At 47.9% G+C, this 18791-nt stretch carries 18 protein-coding genes; all 18 read right to left on the minus strand.

The genetic code is table 11. The annotated features are described in order from the left end of the window. A complete protein-coding gene (locus J3U76_RS05910; RefSeq protein ID WP_208004991.1) occupies positions 1 to 1206 on the minus strand; it encodes a protein-glutamate methylesterase/protein-glutamine glutaminase in 1206 nt (401 codons plus the stop codon). A gap of 23 nt (positions 1207 to 1229) precedes the next feature. Next, positions 1230 to 3278, minus strand: a complete 2049-nt coding sequence (locus J3U76_RS05915) for a chemotaxis protein CheA (RefSeq protein WP_208004992.1) — start codon at positions 3276 to 3278, stop codon at positions 1230 to 1232. A 9-nt stretch (positions 3279 to 3287) separates the two neighbouring features. Beyond that, positions 3288 to 4040 (minus strand): protein phosphatase CheZ, encoded by a 753-nt coding sequence (locus J3U76_RS05920; protein ID WP_424022298.1) that lies wholly within the window; start codon positions 4038 to 4040, stop codon positions 3288 to 3290. 9 nt (positions 4041 to 4049) lie between these two features. After that, positions 4050 to 4421, minus strand: a complete 372-nt coding sequence (cheY, locus tag J3U76_RS05925) for a chemotaxis response regulator CheY (RefSeq protein WP_441878679.1) — start codon at positions 4419 to 4421, stop codon at positions 4050 to 4052. 204 nt (positions 4422 to 4625) lie between these two features. After that, positions 4626 to 5348, minus strand: coding sequence for an RNA polymerase sigma factor FliA (locus tag J3U76_RS05930; protein ID WP_208004995.1), 723 nt, complete (start codon positions 5346 to 5348; stop codon positions 4626 to 4628). Beyond that, complete coding sequence (locus J3U76_RS05935; protein ID WP_208004996.1) at positions 5332 to 6216, minus strand: MinD/ParA family protein; 885 nt, start codon at positions 6214 to 6216, stop codon at positions 5332 to 5334. The genes J3U76_RS05930 and J3U76_RS05935 overlap by 17 nt, the downstream gene beginning before the upstream one ends. Next, positions 6209 to 7621: a flagellar biosynthesis GTPase FlhF gene (gene flhF / locus J3U76_RS05940; protein ID WP_208004997.1), complete on the minus strand. Its 1413-nt coding sequence runs from the start codon at positions 7619 to 7621 to the stop codon at positions 6209 to 6211. The genes J3U76_RS05935 and flhF overlap by 8 nt, the downstream gene beginning before the upstream one ends. 15 nt (positions 7622 to 7636) lie before the next feature. Continuing rightward, positions 7637 to 9733, minus strand: a complete 2097-nt coding sequence (flhA, locus tag J3U76_RS05945) for a flagellar biosynthesis protein FlhA (RefSeq protein WP_208004998.1) — start codon at positions 9731 to 9733, stop codon at positions 7637 to 7639. A gap of 391 nt (positions 9734 to 10124) precedes the next feature. After that, positions 10125 to 11261 carry a flagellar biosynthesis protein FlhB gene (gene flhB, locus J3U76_RS05950; protein WP_208004999.1) on the minus strand — a complete coding sequence of 379 codons (1137 nt, stop codon included), beginning with the start codon at positions 11259 to 11261 and terminating at the stop codon, positions 10125 to 10127. Further along, the gene (gene fliR / locus J3U76_RS05955; RefSeq protein WP_208005000.1) at positions 11262 to 12050 is read right to left on the minus strand and encodes a flagellar biosynthetic protein FliR; all 789 of its coding nucleotides are present in this window, start codon (positions 12048 to 12050) and stop codon (positions 11262 to 11264) included. Positions 12051 to 12424: 374 nt separating this feature from the next. Next, positions 12425 to 12694 carry a flagellar biosynthetic protein FliQ gene (locus J3U76_RS05960; protein WP_208005001.1) on the minus strand — a complete coding sequence of 90 codons (270 nt, stop codon included), beginning with the start codon at positions 12692 to 12694 and terminating at the stop codon, positions 12425 to 12427. Then, positions 12694 to 13479 (minus strand): flagellar type III secretion system pore protein FliP, encoded by a 786-nt coding sequence (fliP, locus tag J3U76_RS05965; protein WP_208005002.1) that lies wholly within the window; start codon positions 13477 to 13479, stop codon positions 12694 to 12696. The genes J3U76_RS05960 and fliP overlap by 1 nt, the downstream gene beginning before the upstream one ends. After that, positions 13466 to 13837, minus strand: coding sequence for a flagellar biosynthetic protein FliO (fliO, locus tag J3U76_RS05970; protein WP_208005003.1), 372 nt, complete (start codon positions 13835 to 13837; stop codon positions 13466 to 13468). The genes fliP and fliO overlap by 14 nt, the downstream gene beginning before the upstream one ends. Further along, positions 13837 to 14259, minus strand: coding sequence for a flagellar motor switch protein FliN (gene fliN, locus J3U76_RS05975; protein WP_208005004.1), 423 nt, complete (start codon positions 14257 to 14259; stop codon positions 13837 to 13839). Before fliN ends, fliO begins: the two co-directional genes overlap by 1 nt. Beyond that, positions 14256 to 15314 (minus strand): flagellar motor switch protein FliM, encoded by a 1059-nt coding sequence (fliM, locus tag J3U76_RS05980; protein ID WP_208005005.1) that lies wholly within the window; start codon positions 15312 to 15314, stop codon positions 14256 to 14258. The genes fliN and fliM overlap by 4 nt, the downstream gene beginning before the upstream one ends. Before the next feature lie 7 nt (positions 15315 to 15321). Next, the gene (locus J3U76_RS05985; protein ID WP_208005006.1) at positions 15322 to 15795 is read right to left on the minus strand and encodes a flagellar basal body-associated FliL family protein; all 474 of its coding nucleotides are present in this window, start codon (positions 15793 to 15795) and stop codon (positions 15322 to 15324) included. Between the two features lie 61 nt (positions 15796 to 15856). Beyond that, positions 15857 to 17893: a flagellar hook-length control protein FliK gene (locus J3U76_RS05990; RefSeq protein ID WP_208005007.1), complete on the minus strand. Its 2037-nt coding sequence runs from the start codon at positions 17891 to 17893 to the stop codon at positions 15857 to 15859. Positions 17894 to 18317: 424 nt separating this feature from the next. Beyond that, positions 18318 to 18758, minus strand: a complete 441-nt coding sequence (gene fliJ, locus J3U76_RS05995) for a flagellar export protein FliJ (RefSeq protein ID WP_208005008.1) — start codon at positions 18756 to 18758, stop codon at positions 18318 to 18320. Positions 18759 to 18791: the final 33 nt, after the last annotated feature.

Consider the following 18791-nt stretch of genomic DNA (forward strand, 5'->3'; position numbering starts at 1 on the left):
CTAGCTGCTCATCTCATTGACGATGGCTTCGCCAATAATGGGTAAGGGTAAAGACTCTGTGGCAATCCCCGCTTTGGCAACGGCTTGCGGCATGCCGTATACCACACAGGTTTCTTCATCTTGGGCCCACACACTGGCACCTTGCGCTTTTAGTAAGCGCGCCCCTTCTCGCCCATCGGCGCCCATGCCGGTTAGCACCACTGCCAGTACCTTACCTCCATACACTTTAGCGGCAGAGGCAAAGGTAATATCAACGCAGGGTTTGTAATTGACTTTGTCATTGCCATCAATAATGCGCAGGCGTGTCGCCCCCGCTCGCCCTTCAAACATCATCTGCTTACCACCGGGGGCGAGATAAGCATGCCCAGGGCGCACTGGGTCGCCATCTTGTGCTTCTTTTACGTTAATTTTACATAGGGTATTAAGCCGAGCAGCAAACGCCGAGGTAAAAGTACCGGGCATATGTTGTATTAATACTATGGGATGCGCAAAATCTGCCGGCAATTTGGTTAATACATCTTGTAAGGCCACAGGACCACCGGTTGAGGTACCAATAGCCAGCAATTGATAGCTTTTGCCGCTGCGCTTGGGTGCACTACGACGTGGCTCTGGCACCTTGGTCACCGCAGGCTCTATGGGCGCAACTCGCGCGCGTGATGCCCCAAGCACAGAGCTGGGGTTAGGCCTTGTTCTGGGCTCAACAGCCGCTCTCGGCTGGCGACCCAATGCAGGGCGTGCTGGTATGCTGCTTGCGGTGGGCCCTGTTGTGGTCGCGGTAGAAGGTGGCGTTTTCGGCGAGACAAAACGACGACGACGCGCAATGGCCTTCACTCGTTGTTGTAACAATAAAATTGCGTCTTCGCGACTGCGCGCAATATCTTCAAATTTTTTGGGTAAAAAATCGACCGCACCGGCATCCAACGCATCTAACGTTGCTTGGGCGCCATCGTGAGTAAGCGAAGAAAACATTAATACCGGCGTGGGTACGTCTTGCATAATTCTACGCACTGCAGTAATCCCATCCATTACCGGCATTTCAATATCCATGGTAATGACATCGGGGCGTACTAGCCGCGTTTTTTCGATAGCCTCTTGACCATTAGCCGCAGTATCAACCACAGTAAGCATGGGATCCTGATTGAGGATCTCACTCACTCGACGCCTAAAAAAGCTAGAGTCATCAACCACTAGTACCCGAATAGACATTAATATCCTCGCACTTCTTTTATTTAGACGTAACGTCTTGCGTAAGCTTTAATTAAGCCTGCCAAGTCTAAGATCAACGCAATGCCGCCGTCACTGGTAATGGTCGCCCCGGCCATACCTGGCGTACCGTGCAGAAGTTGATCTAGCGGTTTAATCACCACCTCTTCTTGGCCAATTAAGCCATCCACCACAAAGCCGACTTGCTGATTACCTACCGCCACAATCACCACATGACCTTGCTGCTGGCGCGCTCGTGGCTCACCTTTTAATAGCCAGTCTTGCAAATAAAATAGCGGAATAGCATGGTTACGAACCACCACAGTTAACTGCCCGTCCACCATACTGGTGCGGGTTAAATCAAGGTGGAAAATTTCATCCACATTGGTCAGTGGCAGCGCAAAAGTCTGTTTGCCCACCAATACCATCAAGGTCGGCAAAATAGCCAAGGTCAGCGGTACTTTAATTTGCAGCTTGGTACCGACTCCCTTTTCTGAGTCAATATGAATAGAGCCATTAACCGAAGTAATACCGGTTTTCACCACGTCCATGCCCACACCACGGCCAGACACATCAGTAATTTCTACTTTGGTTGAAAAGCCCGGTGCAAAAATCAGATTATAAGCTTCATTATTGGTCATGCGCGCCGCTGCATCCGCATCTAAGATGCCACGACTCATCGCAATCTCTTTAAGCTTTTGTGCATCCATGCCGGCACCGTCATCTTCAATGCCCAGCAAAATATGATCGCCCTCTTGAGAAGCCGTAAGCCGTATTACACCCGCTCTGGGTTTGCCCGCTGCTTCACGCTCCTCTGGCATTTCTATACCGTGATCACACGAGTTGCGCACCAAATGCACTAAGGGATCGGCCAAGGCCTCCACTAAGTTTTTATCTAAATCGGTATCTTCACCCACCATTTCCAGATTAATTTCTTTTTTCATAGTGCGCGCAATATCACGCACCACCCGCGGAAAACGGCCAAACACTTTCTTAATGGGCTGCATGCGGGTTTTCATTACCGCACCCTGTAAATCACCGGTTACCGCATCTAAGTTAGCCACGGTTTTAGAGATATCTTCGTTCTCATGGTTAGCATCAAGGCTAAGCAAACGGTTACGCACTAATACCAGCTCACCCACCATATTCATGATGTTATCGAGTATTTTAGTATCAACGCGCACTGAAGTATCTGCGGGGGCACTATGGGTTGTTGCCTTAGCCGGAGCTTTGTCTGCCGCTTTAGCAGCTGATGTTGCAGGTGCAGGAGCAGGTGCAGGAGCCGGCTCGGCTTTAGGAGCTGGTGCAGGTTCAGACGAAGCACTCGCGGTCACCGTTGGCCCCTTACCTGAACCATGTAATTCATCCAGTAAGTTTTCAAACTCCAGATCGTCAATTAAATCATCGTCTAAAGCTGTCGGCTCTGACTCTGGTGCCGCTACTTCAGGCGCACCACCGTGCTTACCCGCACCGTGTAGCTGGTCTAACAATGCCTCAAATTCATCATCGGTAATATCGTCTGAATCTGAGTCTGATGCTGCCGCACTTGTAGAGGCTTTTGATTCGGGCCCCAGCTCAGTCAGCATTTGCTGATATTGACTGTCGTCTAGCCCGGCCAGGCCCGGCTCAGCCGGTGCCGCGGCTGTCACCTCAGTAAGACTGTCTTCAACAGCCTCATCTTCGGTTTCAGGACGACAATAGCCCTCTAATGCGGCTAATAAGTCGGGCTCGGCTGGAGTCGGCTCTTCACGGTTTTGAATTTCAGCAAACATGACGTTTACTGTATCCAAGGCGCGCAAAATAACGTCCATTAGCTCTGGGGTAACTTGTCGTTGGCCGTTGCGCAAGATATCGAACACGTTTTCGGCTTTGTGGCAGGTATCAACCAGCGCAGTCAACGACAAAAAGCCAGCCCCACCTTTAACGGTGTGAAAGCCACGGAAAATAGCATTTAGTAGATCTTTATCATCTGGCTGTTGCTCTAGGGTTACTAACTGCTCCGACAACTGCTCTAGGATCTCTGATGCTTCAATCATAAAATCCTGTAGAATATCTTCATCTACATCAAAGCCCATGTTCTCTCCTTAGAATCCCAAACTAGACAGTAAATCATCCACACCGTCTTGGTCTGAAATGACATCTTGGCGATGTTCTTTATGCATAATGGGGCCTTCGGCAGTAATATCCGAGGCCGGATCATTTTTTGGCGTAGACTGGGCTTCTTCCATATCCGGCAAGCGGCCGAATACAGACAAAATAGCAACCAACTTGGCTTCTACTTCTTGCACCAGATTAATAACCCGACGGATCATCTGGCCAGTTAAATCCTGATAATCTTGTGCCATTAAAATTTCGGTTAACAATTCTTTTAACTGATCGGCATCTTGATTAGAGCTCAGTAAAAAGCCATCCAGTTTAAAACATAACTCTTTAAACTGTCCCAGCTCTAACTGACGCTCCATCAGCTCACGCCAACTTGGCATAATTTGTTGAATATTGTCTGTAAGGCGATCAACAATCGGCAAGCTGGTTTCTACCGCATCCATAGTACGGTTAGCCGCTTTATCTGTCATATCAATAACATAACTTAAGCGTTCACGAGCATCAGGAATTTCATTTTCTGTGATCTCAGGTAAACGCGGATCATTACGAAACTCCTGTAAAGAGTCGTGTAATTGACGCGTAAGCTGCCCTACCTGATCAACCAAATCTTTCGCTTGGGGCATGCACACGTCAGTCAAATAACGGTCTGCTCCTTCCTGATCGCCACGCTCTAACATCGCTACCAGTATGCGAGCCTGATCTAAGCTGATCGTTCCTTTGTGAAATGCCATTATGCTGCCTTTTTATCCAATTCGCTCGAACACTTTTTCAAGCTTTTCTTTTAAGGTACCCGCTGTAAAAGGTTTAACCACATAACCGTTTACCCCAGCCTGGGCAGCAGCAATAATTTGCTCGCGTTTAGCTTCAGCCGTCACCATTAATACCGGCAGGTGTTTGAGCTTTTCGTCCGCCCGAATTGCCTTTAATAGATCAATCCCCTGCATACCTGGCATATTCCAGTCAGTCACAACAAAATCGAAATCGCTGTTTTTTAGCATGGGTAATGCAGTCAAACCATCATCAGCCTCTAAGGTATTATTAAACCCAAGATCCCTTAATAAGTTTTTTATGATTCTGCGCATAGTGGAAAAGTCATCCACAATCAGGATTTTCATATTTTTGTCCAAGCAATATCTCCTATCAGCTAAATCAATGGCGGCTGAACACAACAAGTATTTTAACTATATCGACCCACAAAACCTTAACTTAAATCGTATATCGGGCAATTAGCACAATAAAACATACCAAGCCGCTTAAATTGGTCATTTAACATACAGGTATGAATAGTAGAACCCGAATCAAGCAACGCGGTGCAAAAATTAGCCGTTCCATTCTTTTAGTTTTGCGCGTAATCGGTGCATAGCTTGACTGTGAATTTGGCTAACGCGTGACTCACTAACATCCAGCACTTGACCAATCTCTTTTAAATTCAGCTCTTCATCATAATATAAAGATAACACCATGGCTTCTCGCTCAGGCAAGGTTTTAATGTGCTGCGATAAAGACGTTTGAAAGCGCTGCTTAGCCATGTCATCAAAGGGGTTATCGCTATGATGCCCCACCTCTACATGGGCATCAATACCCGCCTCAAACTCATCCATATCAAGGATTTTACCATTACTGGTATCACGCAACATAGCGTAATACACCTCTAGGCTCACCTTAAGCTCATCAGCCACTTCCCGATCGGTGGCATTGCGCCCTTCTCGCGCTTGCACCTGGGCAATCGCATCGGCAACTTGGCGGCTATGTTTGTGCACCGAACGCGGCACCCAATCACCTCGACGCATTTCATCCAACATGGCGCCGCGAATACGAATACCGGCAAAGGTTTCAAAACTGGCCCCTTTACTGGCATCAAAATTACGAGTGGCTTCTAATAAGCCCACCATGCCCGACTGAATTAAGTCGTCTACTAATACATTATCTGGCAGCCGCGCTAATAAATGGTACGCAATACGACGTACCAAACCCGCATGACGTTCAATGAGTTGCGAGTGCTGTTGGCGAGCGTACACATTTGCTTTATTTACTCCAGACATCAGTCTCTGCCACCGGCGGATTCAGTAAGTTTTCGATAAAAAATTGTAAATGACCACCTGCACGCTCAGGAGCAGGCCAGCTTATTGCTTTATCGGCCAACATTTTAATAGCCATTGCCGAAGGTGATTTAGGATATTGGTTAACCACTAAAGTTTGTCGACGTACCGCTAAGCGTAAATTACCATCAAACGGCACACAGGCAACCAGCTCTAATGCCGCATCTAAAAAGCGATCGGTCACTCGGGTAAGCTTGGCAAACAACTCTCGTCCTTCTCGCTGACTGCGCACCATATTGGCGATTATTTTAAAGCGAAATACCCCATAATCACGCGATAATATCTTAATTAGTGCATAGGCATCGGTAATAGAAGTAGGTTCATCACAGACCACTACCATGACTTCTTGGGCGGCACGCGAGAAACTCAGCACCATATCTGAAATACCTGCGGCGGTATCAACTAATAAAATATCAATCGGGGTTTTCATCTCACTAAAAGCACGAATAAGGCTAACATGCTCTAGCGGAGACAATTCAGTCATCGACTGATTACCCGACGTTGCCGGAATAATTTTCACCCCTTGGGGCCCCTCAACTAAGGCTTCATCAAGGGTGCATTCGCCGCGCAGTACATGAGAAAGGTTACGTTTAACCCGAATCCCCAATAATACGTCTACATTAGCCAGCCCCAAGTCGGCATCCAGTACCATCACGCGCTTACCCATGGCCGCCATGGCTGCTGCCATATTCAACGTGATGTTGGTTTTACCCACACCACCTTTACCGCCAGTAACCGAAATAACCTGTACTTTGCTCGATTTTTGCATAAGTCGCAGCCCACTCGCCTGGTCCTGAAACAAATTATTCATAAAAACGCCCATCCTCTTCATCGGATTCCGAAGATTCCCAGTAGTAGGGGTCTTCTCGACGCTGCTCTAAACTTCCTAACGCCTGCTTGACCAGCTCAATTCCATCAGCTAACCGTATGTCTTCCGGCACCCGCTGCCCGTCGGTGATATAACTAATGGGAAGGCTATTTTGAATACTAATATCCAACACATCCCCCAACGACAAGCTTTCATCTAATTTCGTTAAAATACACCCAGCCAGCGGAATACGGCGAAAGTGATCCACTGCCTCTTGTAATACCCGTCGCTGCGCCGTGGCAGGCAGCACTAAATAATTACGGATCTTAATTTGTTTATCACCCACTAAGGTGTCTAACTGTTCATTCAATCTAAGATCACGCTGCCCCATGCCCGCCGTATCAATTAATACTAAACGGCGATGACGCAGCTGATAAAGCGCTTGCGCCAGCTCTTGATAAGTACGCGCTTGCTTAACCACTACCCCCATAATGCGCCCGTAGGTTTGTAACTGCTCGTGGGCACCAATGCGATAATGGTCTGTGGTAATAAGCGCAATTTGATCGGCCCCGTAACGGGCGGCAAATCGGGCTGCTAACTTAGCAATGGTGGTGGTTTTACCCACGCCCGTGGGTCCTAATAAAGCAACCGCACCGCCTTGGCGCAATATTTCATCTTCGCCAGTTAACAGTTGCTGGCTTAATGCTTTTTCAATTTGTTGCCAAGCTTCATGGGGGGGCGCACCGTCGTTAACCCGCATGGCGAGCTGATCGGCAAAGCCATCACTAAACCCTAATTCATTAAGGTGCTTAATCACCAAGGCGCGTACTGGCTCGCGGCGCTCAACCTCTTGCCACATCAAGCCGCTTACTTGGTGTTCCAGTAAGCGGCGTATGCTGGCAATTTCTGAGCGCATCGCATTCAATTCTTTTTCTTTGGCGCTGTCTCTGCGTTTATATTCGCGGGCATCATGTAGCGGCACAGTGGCCGTGGCTCTTGGCTGACTCAGAGTCGGTTCTTGACGTCGCTCTCGGCGTTCAGAGCGCGGCTCAGGTATAGGCTCTGGCGGCTCTGGCCAGCTAGACTGCTCGGCTAATGTTTGAGGAGATAATTGCGCCGGCGCCTGTTGGCGCCCACGCATTAACAACGACTGCAAGGTTTCAGCCTGCTGTTTGTCATCTAAAGGGGCAACAAACTGACGCGCCTGCGACGATATCTTGACACTGTCATCATGCAAGGGCCGTTGCACTGGCGCTACGGGTTCATCGTCATCATCCACTGCCGCCACAATTTCAATGCCGCCAGACACCTTCTTGTTCGACATAATAACGGCATCAGCCCCCAGCACTTCTTTGACCTCGGCCAGTGCAGCTCGCATATCTTTGGCAAAAAAACGTTTTATCTTCATTTAACTATCACCCTGCTACTGCTGCCCAACCGATGCCACTATGCGGATTTGGCGGTCATCAGGCACTTCTTGATAAGACAGCACCCGCAAACTTGGAATGGTATGTTTTACAAAGCGTGCCAAGGTTGTTCGCAACATACCTGAGGTTAATAAGATGGCCGCTTGCCCTTCCATTTCTTGATTCGCCGCTGCTTGAGCGAGCGATTGTTGCATGCGCTCTGCTAAACCAGGCTCTATGCCACTGCCCTGAGCGCCACCTGCTTGTAAAGAGTTCTGCAATATTTGTTCCAACTCTGGTGCAAGCGTAATCACCGGCAGTTCTCGTTCGGTACCTGCAATTTCTTGCACCATAAAGCGGCGCAGTGCAATACGACAGGCCGCCGTTAACACTTCCGGATCTTGGCTCTTGCCCGCATATTCGGTAAGGGTTTGTAAAATAGTGCGCATGTCTCGAATGGTTACCCCTTCGTGCAGCAAGCTTTGCAACACTTTAGTCACCAAGGCCAAGCTCATGGTATTAGGCACTAAGCCTTCTACTAACTTCGGCTGACTACGCCCTACCTGATCAATTAAGCTTTGTACCTCTTCATGCCCCAACAATACCGATGCCTGATTAGTGAGCAATTGGCTTAAGTGGGTGGCCACCACAGTGGCCGCATCCACCACCGTATAGCCCAAGCTTTGCGCTTGCTCTATTTGATCTTTAGTGACCCAAGTGGCTTCTAAGTCAAAAGCAGGGTCTCGGGTATCTATACCTTGTATTGGGCCAAACACTTGCCCTGGGTTAATAGCAAGCTCCCGTTCAGGGTATATCTCTGCCGTGCCCGAACTCACGCCCATCATGGTAATTTGGTACTGATTCGGCCCAAGATCTAAGTTATCTCGAATATGTACCGCTGGTATTAAAAAGCCCAATTCTTGAGAAAGCTTTTTTCGCACCCCTTTAATGCGGCTAAGCAATTCACCACCTTGTGCTTGATCAACTAAGCTAATCAAGCGATAGCCCACTTCAAGGCCAATGGTGTCTACTTGCGCGACATCATCCCAACCAAGCTCTTTCACCTCGGTGCTCGCCTGCTCGGGGGCATCCGCTACCTCAACGAGTTCTTGTTCTAAACGATGATTACGTTTAATGGTCCACCAAGCGGCAAACCCCGATAAGCCCCCTAATAACAAAAACGCAAAATGCGGCATACCGGGCACCAAGCCCATGGTAATCAAAATACCAGCAGCAATAGAGAGTGACTTGGGGTTATCAAACAGCTGGCCCAACATGGCTTCACCCATGTCTTCGCTGTTATTTTGGCGGGTCACAATAATGGCGGCAGCAATCGACAGCATAAGCGAGGGTATTTGTGCCACTAAACCATCACCAATGGTGAGCAAGGTATAAATTTTGGCGGCTTCTGAAAACGACAACCCATGTTGAGCCATACCAATAATAAAACCGCCAATAATATTGATAAAGAGGATCATAATACCGGCAATGGCATCCCCTTTAACAAACTTAGATGCACCATCCATAGAACCATAAAAGTCGGCTTCTTGGGTGACATCGGCACGCCGGGCGCGTGCCTCATCTTGGTTAATGAGTCCGGCATTTAAGTCGGCATCAATGGCCATTTGCTTACCGGGCATGGCATCTAGGGTAAAGCGAGCGCTCACCTCGGCAATACGCCCTGCACCTTTAGTCACCACGGCAAAGTTAATGATCATCAAAATCAAAAACACAATTAAGCCCACGGCATAGTTACCGCCGATCACCACATTACCAAAGGCTTCAATCACATTACCGGCCGCCCCACCGCCTTCGTGCCCTTCTAACAGCACCACTCGGGTAGAGGCCACATTCAGTGCCAAACGCAATAAAGTAGCAACTAACAGCACGGTCGGAAACGCCGCAAAGTCCAGCGGACGTTTGCTATATACCGCCACCATTAAAATGACCAGCGCCAGTGAGATATTAAATGAGAATAAAATATCGAGCAGAAAAGCCGGAATGGGTAATACCACCATGCCCAGCGCCGCCAGCACCAGCAAAGGCGTACCCAACCCCTTACTAAACCACGAGTTCCACGGCCCAAACCGTTGAATTTGATCCTTAAATGCCATTTACACTACATTGCTCTAATAACTGATAGCCGACACCATGCAAAAATCAAGCCAGACAGTCACACGCGATACGCTAGACGCAATTATTCGCCGGTCATTGCGAGGAGTGCAACGACGCGGCAATCCATTTAACAGACAGTAATAAGCTTGAAGCTTGAAGCCGGAAGTAAAAACAAAAATGCCTCTGTGTTTTTGTTTAGCTTACCGCTTCCAGCTCTCAGCTTCCGGCTTTCTTTATGCGGTACGAAAAAGCCAACCTGCTTTATCTTTAACGTATGATGTATAGCCTTAGACGCAGCGCTTTTTTGTTAAATGGATTGCTTCGTACCTCGCAATGACCGACGTTTTGGGGTTTTCTTTAACTGACAGCTGATAGCTCCCCGAAGGGTTGTTAAACCTTCAACTCATCTGGTATCGGTAGGTCTTCTTTTAGTGGGGTGGGTCTATTACCTTTGCCTTTACGCCAGTTATTTAACTGAAAAACGTAAGCCAACACTTGTGCGACAGCCACAAACAGGCCATCGGGAATTTCGCCGCCAATTTTAGTAGAAAAATAAATGGCACGGGTTAATGGCGGGGATGAAATAACAGGAATTTCGTACTCTCGCGCAATTTCACGAATTTTAAGCGCCACTTCATCCATACCCTTGGCCACCACTTTAGGAGCAGCGCCGGGGGCCGATTGATCGTAACGTAGCGCAACCGAAAAATGCGTAGGGTTGACGACCACTACATCGGCCTCGGGTACATCGGCCATCATGCGTCGGTTCGCCATTTCTTGCTGCATACGACGAATACGCCCTTTTACCTCAGGCTTACCTTCGGTATTTTTATATTCATCTTTAATCTCTTGTAAGGTCATTTTTAGCTGGCGAGTGTGGTTCCAAATTTGAAACGGCACATCAATGGCCACTATGGGTAGCAGTGCCATACACAGCAAAAGCCCCATGTACATCACCAGCTCAGTGGCCTCCACCATGGCTGCATGCAGCGTTTCGCCACTTAAACTTAAAATATTTTCAATTTGCCCCATCAGTATCGAAATAGATAAGGCCGCTATAAATACCACCTTAGCTACCGACTTCAATAACTCTACCATAGATTGCACGCCAAACATGCGCTTCAACCCTTTGATAGGGCTCATTTTATTAAGCTTTGGCATCATGGCTTGGCTACTAAAGTTAACCCCGCCTAACAAACTATTACCCACCAATGCCGCTACTAATACAATTAAAAATAATCCCATTAGGGGCCAACTCACGCCTAATATGGCACTGCCTAAAGCAGGCATCATAGACTCGGGATCAAATAAGGCGGCGCGCTCTACGGTAAAACTACTTTTAAATACCTTAGACATGGCCTCACTGAGCGAGCCACCCACTAAAATTAAGCCCAAAGCGCCACTCAGTAACACTGCGGCTGTACCTAGCTCTTTAGAGCGGGCAATTTGGCCTTTTTCTCGAGCCTGGCGAAGGCGTTGCTCTGTGGGGAGCTCGGATTTTTCTTGACCGTCTTCTGACTCTGCCATTTAGCCCCCTTCACAGGTTAATAATAAGGTATCGCACATCACTAATTGTAAGCGTACCCACTGATTTTCAAAATGTCCTAAAAAGCCGCCCAGTGTTAGCCATAAAATAAATAAACCACATACCATGCTCACCGCAAAACCAATACTGAATACGTTTAGCTGAGGAGCAGCACGGGTCATAATACCAAAGGTAAAGTTAATCAGTAGCATAGCCACAATGGCAGATAACGACATGGCCACAGCAGCGTAAAATATCAGGCTTAATAAACCGGCTAAGTTTTGCCAACTCGACACCGAAATACCGCTCATCGACACCGGTAATGTAGTAAAGCTCATAACAATAGCTTCAATCATGACTAAGTGGCCATTTAACGCCAAAAACAATAAGGTACCCAGCATTAAATAGAGCTGACCGACAACTGGGGTAGACTGACCATTAAGTGGATCGACCATAGAGGCAAATCCCAAACTGGTTTGCATGGCCACCACTTGACCGGCGGTCACAAAGGTTTGCAATAAAAATTGCGACAATAGTCCCACCGCAGCGCCAATTAATACTTGTTGGCCGGTGATCAAAAAGCCCCCTGCCGAAAACAGCGCCACATCCGGCATAACTGGCAACACGGGGGCGACGGCAATAGTTATCGCCACCGCCAGCAGCAAGCGCGTAAACATAGGCGTTAAATTGGCACCAAACATCACCATGGTCATCATCATGCCGGCAATACGACATAACGGCCAAATATAACTAGCAACCCACAATAATATTTGATCAGTAGAAAAGTTCACGCAACTCCTTTAGCAGCTGGAAGTGGGCAGCTTAAAGCTGGAAGTTAACATAGCGCCAAGCGCTGATTATGTAATTTGCTGTTTGTGCTGTTGTAGCTGAATACTTATTCTCGCGGTGCTGATATTAAAGGTTTAAATCGTTCCGCCTGCGGCGAAATGCGAGAGCAAGCGTTCGCCTACCAAAACAAGATCCTGACGTGCGTCAGGGAGACGCCTTAAAAACACCCAGCCAAAGAACAACACCTCACTGGATTAGCATTAGGTTTTAGCCGTAAAGCGTACGGCGTATAACGTACAGCTTTTTTAACCGTCTTTTGTAGGTTTAATGTTTTTCTTTAACTTCCAACTTATAGCTTACCGCTTCAAGCTTTGTTTTAACCTATAACCTGCTGTATTTGTGCAACTTGTTCAAAGAAAAAGTCCATGAGCATACTAAATCCCCAATGCGCCCCTACGGCTAATGCGCCCAAGGTCACTAATAAGCGGGGTAAAAAGCTCAAGGTTTGCTCGTTAATGGAAGTGGCCGCCTGAAACACCGCCACCACTAGGCCGATAGTCAGACTCGGCAAGATCACCGCCGACACCAAAACGGTCACCAACCAAAGTGCACTACGAAAAATATCAACAAAGACTTCTGGGCTCATTATCCGCCTCCTAAGCCAAAGCTATTGGCTAATGTCCCCATAATCAGGTTCCAACCATCAACTAACACAAAGAGCATTAACTTAAAGGGGAGTGAAATAATCATCGGCGATAACATCATCATCCCCATGGCCATCAAAATACTGGCCACCACCAAGTCAATCACCAAAAAAGGTAAAAACAGCATAAAGCCAATTTGAAAAGCCGTTTTTAGCTCACTGGTCACAAAAGCCGGTATTAGTACCCTTAACGGCACCTCGGCCTCATTATCCACCTGTATATCGGCAATATTAAGAAAAGTATCGAGATCTTTTACTCGCGTTTGCGCCAGCATAAAGTCGCGCACCGGCAACTCTGCTCGTGCCAAAGCTTCTTTAGAGGTGATTTCTTCTGATAGATAAGGTTGTAAGGCGTCTACATTCACCCTATCGAGCACAGGCGACATAATAAAAAACGATAAAAATAGACTAATACCAATCAGCACTTGGTTATTAGGGCTTTGTTGCAAGCCCATGGCCTGTCGCAAAATTGACAGTACAATAATAATACGCGTAAACGAGGTCATCATAATGACGATGGCTGGCAAAAAAGACAGCGCTGTCATTAGGGCTAACACTTGCAGCGTTAAGCTATATTCTTCACTGCCATCGGCATTAGTGGTGACCGTTACCGCCGACATTCCCTGCTGAGCCATGGCCGAAGATGACCATAACAGCCCCGCCGCCATCACCAACAGTAAGGGGAGTGCATAAGCTATAACTGGGGCCAAGCCATTAAGGCGCTTCATCAAGCACCCCCTTATTGCGTTGGCGAACTAAGCGACTGGCCTGCTCAGGAGCTAAGGGCGTGTCTAACTTACCTAAACTCGAGATCTGCTGCGGCGTAACACCTAACAACCACTGCTCTTCCCCCACTTGTACTACCATTAGCCGTTCACGTTGGCCCAACGCCAGCGACGACACCACTTTAAGCTGTCGGCTGCCGCCTAACAAAGCGGCACCACGCAATCGGCGCAGTAACCAGCCCAGCACTAAAATAAGAGCAATAACCAGCAAAGAGGACAGCGCCCACGAGCTCCAATTTACCTCTGGCCCTTGAGCAAGCGCGATACTGGGCAGCAGTAGTAACACAAATAATAGCGGCATTATTTTAACTTTTTAATACGTTCAGTTTGGCTGATCACATCGGTCAGTCGAATACCAAACTTGTCATTCACCACTACTACTTCACCATGAGCAATTAGGGTACCGTTAACCATCACATCTAATGGTTCACCGGCTAAACGATCCAGCTCAACCACAGAGCCTTGGTTTAGCTGTAATAAGTTACGAATGCTAATTTGCGTACGCCCCACTTCCATTGAAATGGTCACCGGAATATCTAAAATCGCATCCAGCTTACGCCGCTCTTCACCCGACAACGGATTGTCTTCAGTAGCATTAAAGTCATCTAACTCAACGGGCTTAGCACCTTGCTCACTCTCTTTTTCTGCTTGGGCTTCTTGGGTTTCTTGTTCAGCCATGGCTTCGCCCCAAACATCATCTATCTCGTTTTGCTCATCACTCATGGTGCATCCTCAATGGTTCTTTCTAACTCTTCTAATTCTGCTTCACCGTCAATGCGTACCCCGCGACGGGTTACCTCATTTAGCTCAGTTTTAACGGTTTCAGGCTTTTTAATTTTTTCGGTAATACGTATCGCCATTTTCTCGCTGGCTCGGCCTAATTGCCCACGAAAGCTGGGTAGCTCTTCAACCGACACCAACAGGTGCTCAGGCATATCGATAGGAATAATATCTCCTGCCTGCATGTCCATTATGTGCTGCAACGATAAATCTTTTTCGAGCAAACGTACCGACATATCGACTTTTACATCAAGAATTTCGTCGCGCAGCGCCTTACCCCAGCGCAAATCATTTTCGCCTTTATCACTTTGTACGCCCGCATCCAGCAATTCACGAATGGGCTCCAACATGCCATAAGGCAAGGCCACGTGAAAATCACCACCGCCACCATCTAACTCAATATGAAACGAGCTCACCACCACCACTTCGGTGGGGCTTACAATATTAGCCATGGTTGGATTCACTTCAGAGTCTAAATATTCAAACTCCACATCCATAACCGGGGCCCAAGCTTCTTTGTAATCTTCAAATACGAGCTTTAGCAGCAGTTGAATAACGCGTCGCTCGGTAGGCGTAAACTCCCGCCCTTCAATTTTGGCGTGGCGGCCATCGCCACCAAAAAAGTTATCCACCAAAATAAACACTAAGCGTGCTTCCATGGTGACCAGACCAATGCCTTTTAACGGTCGAAAGCGCACCATATTTAAACTGGTCGGTAAAAACAGGGAGTGAACATACTCGCCAAATTTGATCATTTGCACGCCATTAACCGACACTTCAGCGGTGCGGCGCATCATATTAAACAAACTAATACGCATGTGGCGTGCAAAACGTTCATTTACCATTTCAAGCGTTGGCATGCGCCCGCGCACAATGCGATCTTGAGAAGAAAAATCAAACATGGCAACGCCGCCCGCGTTGTCCTCTGTTTCTTCTTCTACATCATCTACCCCGTGTAACAGGGCATCAATTTCATCCTGAGATAATAGATCGCTCACGATTCACCTATTGCATTACGATACTGGTAAACAGCACTTTTTCGATTAAAGAAGTGCCCAGCTCTTCGGTTAGCACAGCGTTAAGTTCATTAACGGCCTCGTTACGTACCGTTTGTTTACCGTCGGCGGTAATATAATTATCCGCGCTTTGTCGGCTAAATACCTCAAGCAAGGTGCTTTCAAGCAAAGGTAAATGGCGCCTTGCCTCGGCTTGGTTTTTATCACCACGCACCATTAACTGCACCTCTACTTGCACTAAACGTTCGCGCCGCCCTGCCACCACAGGAAAAATAAAAGGCTGATTTAACCCAATATATAGCGCCTTATTATCCACCACCGGCTGCTCTTCTGTCGTATTACCCGACGGCTTTAAAAACCATACACCAGCGCCGCCTATGCCCAGCAATAACACTGCAATTAAAATTAAAATAATTTTACGTTTATACCACGCCACTTTGGGCATGATGAGATCGTCAGCCATGCGATTCCTTTATCTTATAAGTCATAGGCCTTCACCAAAGTGCCTAGTTTACCCGTTTTTTCTATGCAAAATAATCTATTCTACTGGTATCTTGCCCTATGCGTTGTGCCAGCGCGCTATCGGCCACATCAATGTGTCCATTTTCTCCCTCTCTTGCCCCCACCGCGGTATAGGTGCCACCTTGGTTGCTCATATCATCTCTTTGTTGGCCTTGCTGAGACTGTTGTTGAGAACCTTGCTGTGCTTGTTGCCCATTTTGGCTCAGCGTTTGCCCAGTAAACTGATTTTGCTGACTTTGCCCCTGCTGGCCCTGCTGACCTTGCTGACCTTGCTGTTGGCCTTGGTTTAGGTGCATACCTTGCTGACTTAACATTTCACGCAAGCGCGGCATTGCCTGCTCCATCAACTCTCGGGCTTGAGGTTGACTGGCCACAAACTGCACTTGTACTTCACCCTGCTCTACCTTTACTTGAATGCGCATGGCACCAAACTCAGAAGGATTGAGTTTAATGTCTGCTTCTTGCAAGTTTTGACTAACCACCACTTGAGCTTGCTGTGCCATCTGCTTTGCGGTTTGTTCTGCTGAACCTTGCAAAGACACCGCCTTATCAAGCGTTGGCACACGTTCTGGCAATGTAGACTGAGGGGTAACCTCACGAGCTGTTGCCATTAGGCTCGCGTCTGGTGTCGTGATGGTTTGTCCCTGAGCCGTAGCCTCTGCAAAACGACCACTGGCCGACTCAGGTGAAGATAACTCCAGCGTTTGCGAGGAGGCTTTATGACTTAATTGCGCTTTAACCTCTTCAGTTACAGCAGCCGTGTCCTTGACATCCGAGGCCGCTTTTTCACCTAGCATCACAAACTTGCCATCGGTACCTCGTTTTACACTTTCGCCTTCTGGTGACTGTGTCCAACGCCGACCATGTTCTATTTGTGCCAACCACTCAGGCGCCCGTATTTGAGCAGACGATGTACCACTGGTAACCTCGGCCGCCACTTTGGCTTGAGCCTGCATGGCCGCTTTATCACTATTGGCTTGTTCATTAACTGATATTTTTGCATCGGCCAAAATTTGTGCCGCATCTGCGGTGGCACCACTTACCGCTTTTTGGTTATTGGCATGACTGGTGCCCTGCGTCGCTTCAGCGGCTGGCTGGGTTGCTCCCGCTACCGCTTGGGCTAAACGTGTGGTTTGAAAACCGGCTTCAGGGGCTTTTTCTTTGCGGGTTGTGGCATGGCTATTAGATGCAGAGTCTTGAGTAACTTGCGAGCCAACCCCCACACTTTGGCCTTGTAAGCTCGCCGCTTGAGTTTGAAAGCGAGCGGCCCCCCTCTCTGAGTCTGTCTCAGCTTTATTTGAACCTAGTGCAGATGCTAGCGGATCGGCCTTAACCGTTTCACTTGTGTTTTTTGTAGCCTGCTCGCTACCTTTACTGCCGCTCTCGCTTTTTTGCTCTAGCTTAGCGGCATCACTGGCAGTTTGTTTATTGGCTTGGTGCTCAATGGACTGAGCACTACCTGCGGCTTGCTTGTCCCCTGATGCTTGTTTATCTGAAGAGACTTGAGCTAAATCCGTGGCTGGCTTTTCGCTAACAGAACTATCATCACTGTTAGTTTGAGCGTTGGCGTTACTGGCTAACGGCAAAGAGTTGCCGCCCTGTTCCGGCGAGGCATTTAGAGTGCGCTGAGCCGTTTCCTGGGGAGCGTTGGCATCGGCTGCTAATTCACCTGCAATCGCAGCCTGAGTGGGTGCAGTAGAGGAAGCTGACTCTAGCTGATCATCATTGCCCTGTTGAGCGGCAGTGTCGGTATTCGAGGCTTTAGCATCAGCTTTGTGTTCATCAGCTTCTGCCTCCTCTGCATCTGAAGCCTCTGCATCGTCAGTTATCGCCTGTATATCAGACTTTAGCTCGGCGTTGCTTGCCTCAAGCTTAGGGGATGTGGATGAAACATCTGCAACAGCAGCTTGCTGCGATGCCGCCTCTTGAGTAAATAGCTCAGCAAATAGGCCTGCATCTTTACCTGCCGGAGCATCTGCCGCTTTGCCACTTTTTTCTTGGCCAGCCTGAGTCTGTACCGACATGATGTTCATTGTCATAATAAAACCACCCCATAAATTCCGCGGCTTAGCCGTTAGCCAATTGGCAACTTAGCCTACCCATTTCGCCCGCTCCCTAAATCAATGCAAGAATTGAACCAGAAATTAAAAATAGTCCCGTTCGCCCGGCACCAAGCTTAAAGAAAACAAACCTGAACTTGGGTCATTGCGAGGTACGAAGCAATCCATTTCACAAGAAAGCGCTGCGCCTAAGGCTGCACACCATACGCTAAAGGTAAAACGGGTTGGATTTTTCGTACCGCATAAAGAAAGCCTGAAGCTGAGAGCTGGAAGCGGTAAGCTAAACAAAAACACAGAGGCATTTTGTTTTTACTTCCGGCTTCAAGCTTATTATTGTCTGTGAGATGAAGTGGCGCTGGACCCTATTCTCCAATTACGCTTTTATGTTTAATCTAGCTTTCTTTTAACGCTTTTTTTGCTGATAAAAGCGATAAATCGCCATGTTATCCATCATTTTTTGCTCTTGGCGATTACTTTCAACTTGTTTACGCTCGGCTTCGCGTTCTAATAGTTTTTCTATCGCTTGTTTACGCGCCCGCACGGCCATCCAGTCGGTGCGAGTTTTCTCTAGCTGCTCTCGCGCTTGTTTTAGCCCGTCTTGCTGCTGCTCTTGGGCTAATTCCAGCTTATTAATAAACCCCTGAAAATGCCCAAACTCATGAGAAGATAACCCCTCTCGGCCGCGCTGTTGAAACTGCTCACTGTAGTTACGCTGATACTGACTTAACATTTGTTGCTGTTGCTCTAATTGCTGTAACTGCAACTGAGCCGCGCCCAAATCAGCCACGGCTTTACGCTCTTTATCATCAAGCTGATCAAGCAACAAATGTAATGCTTTACTCATAAGTTAACCTTAAACAAAGCTATAAGCCGTAAG

The sequence above is a fragment of the Oceanisphaera pacifica genome, assembly GCF_017498065.1.
GTDB classification, from domain to species: domain Bacteria; phylum Pseudomonadota; class Gammaproteobacteria; order Enterobacterales; family Aeromonadaceae; genus Oceanimonas; species Oceanimonas pacifica.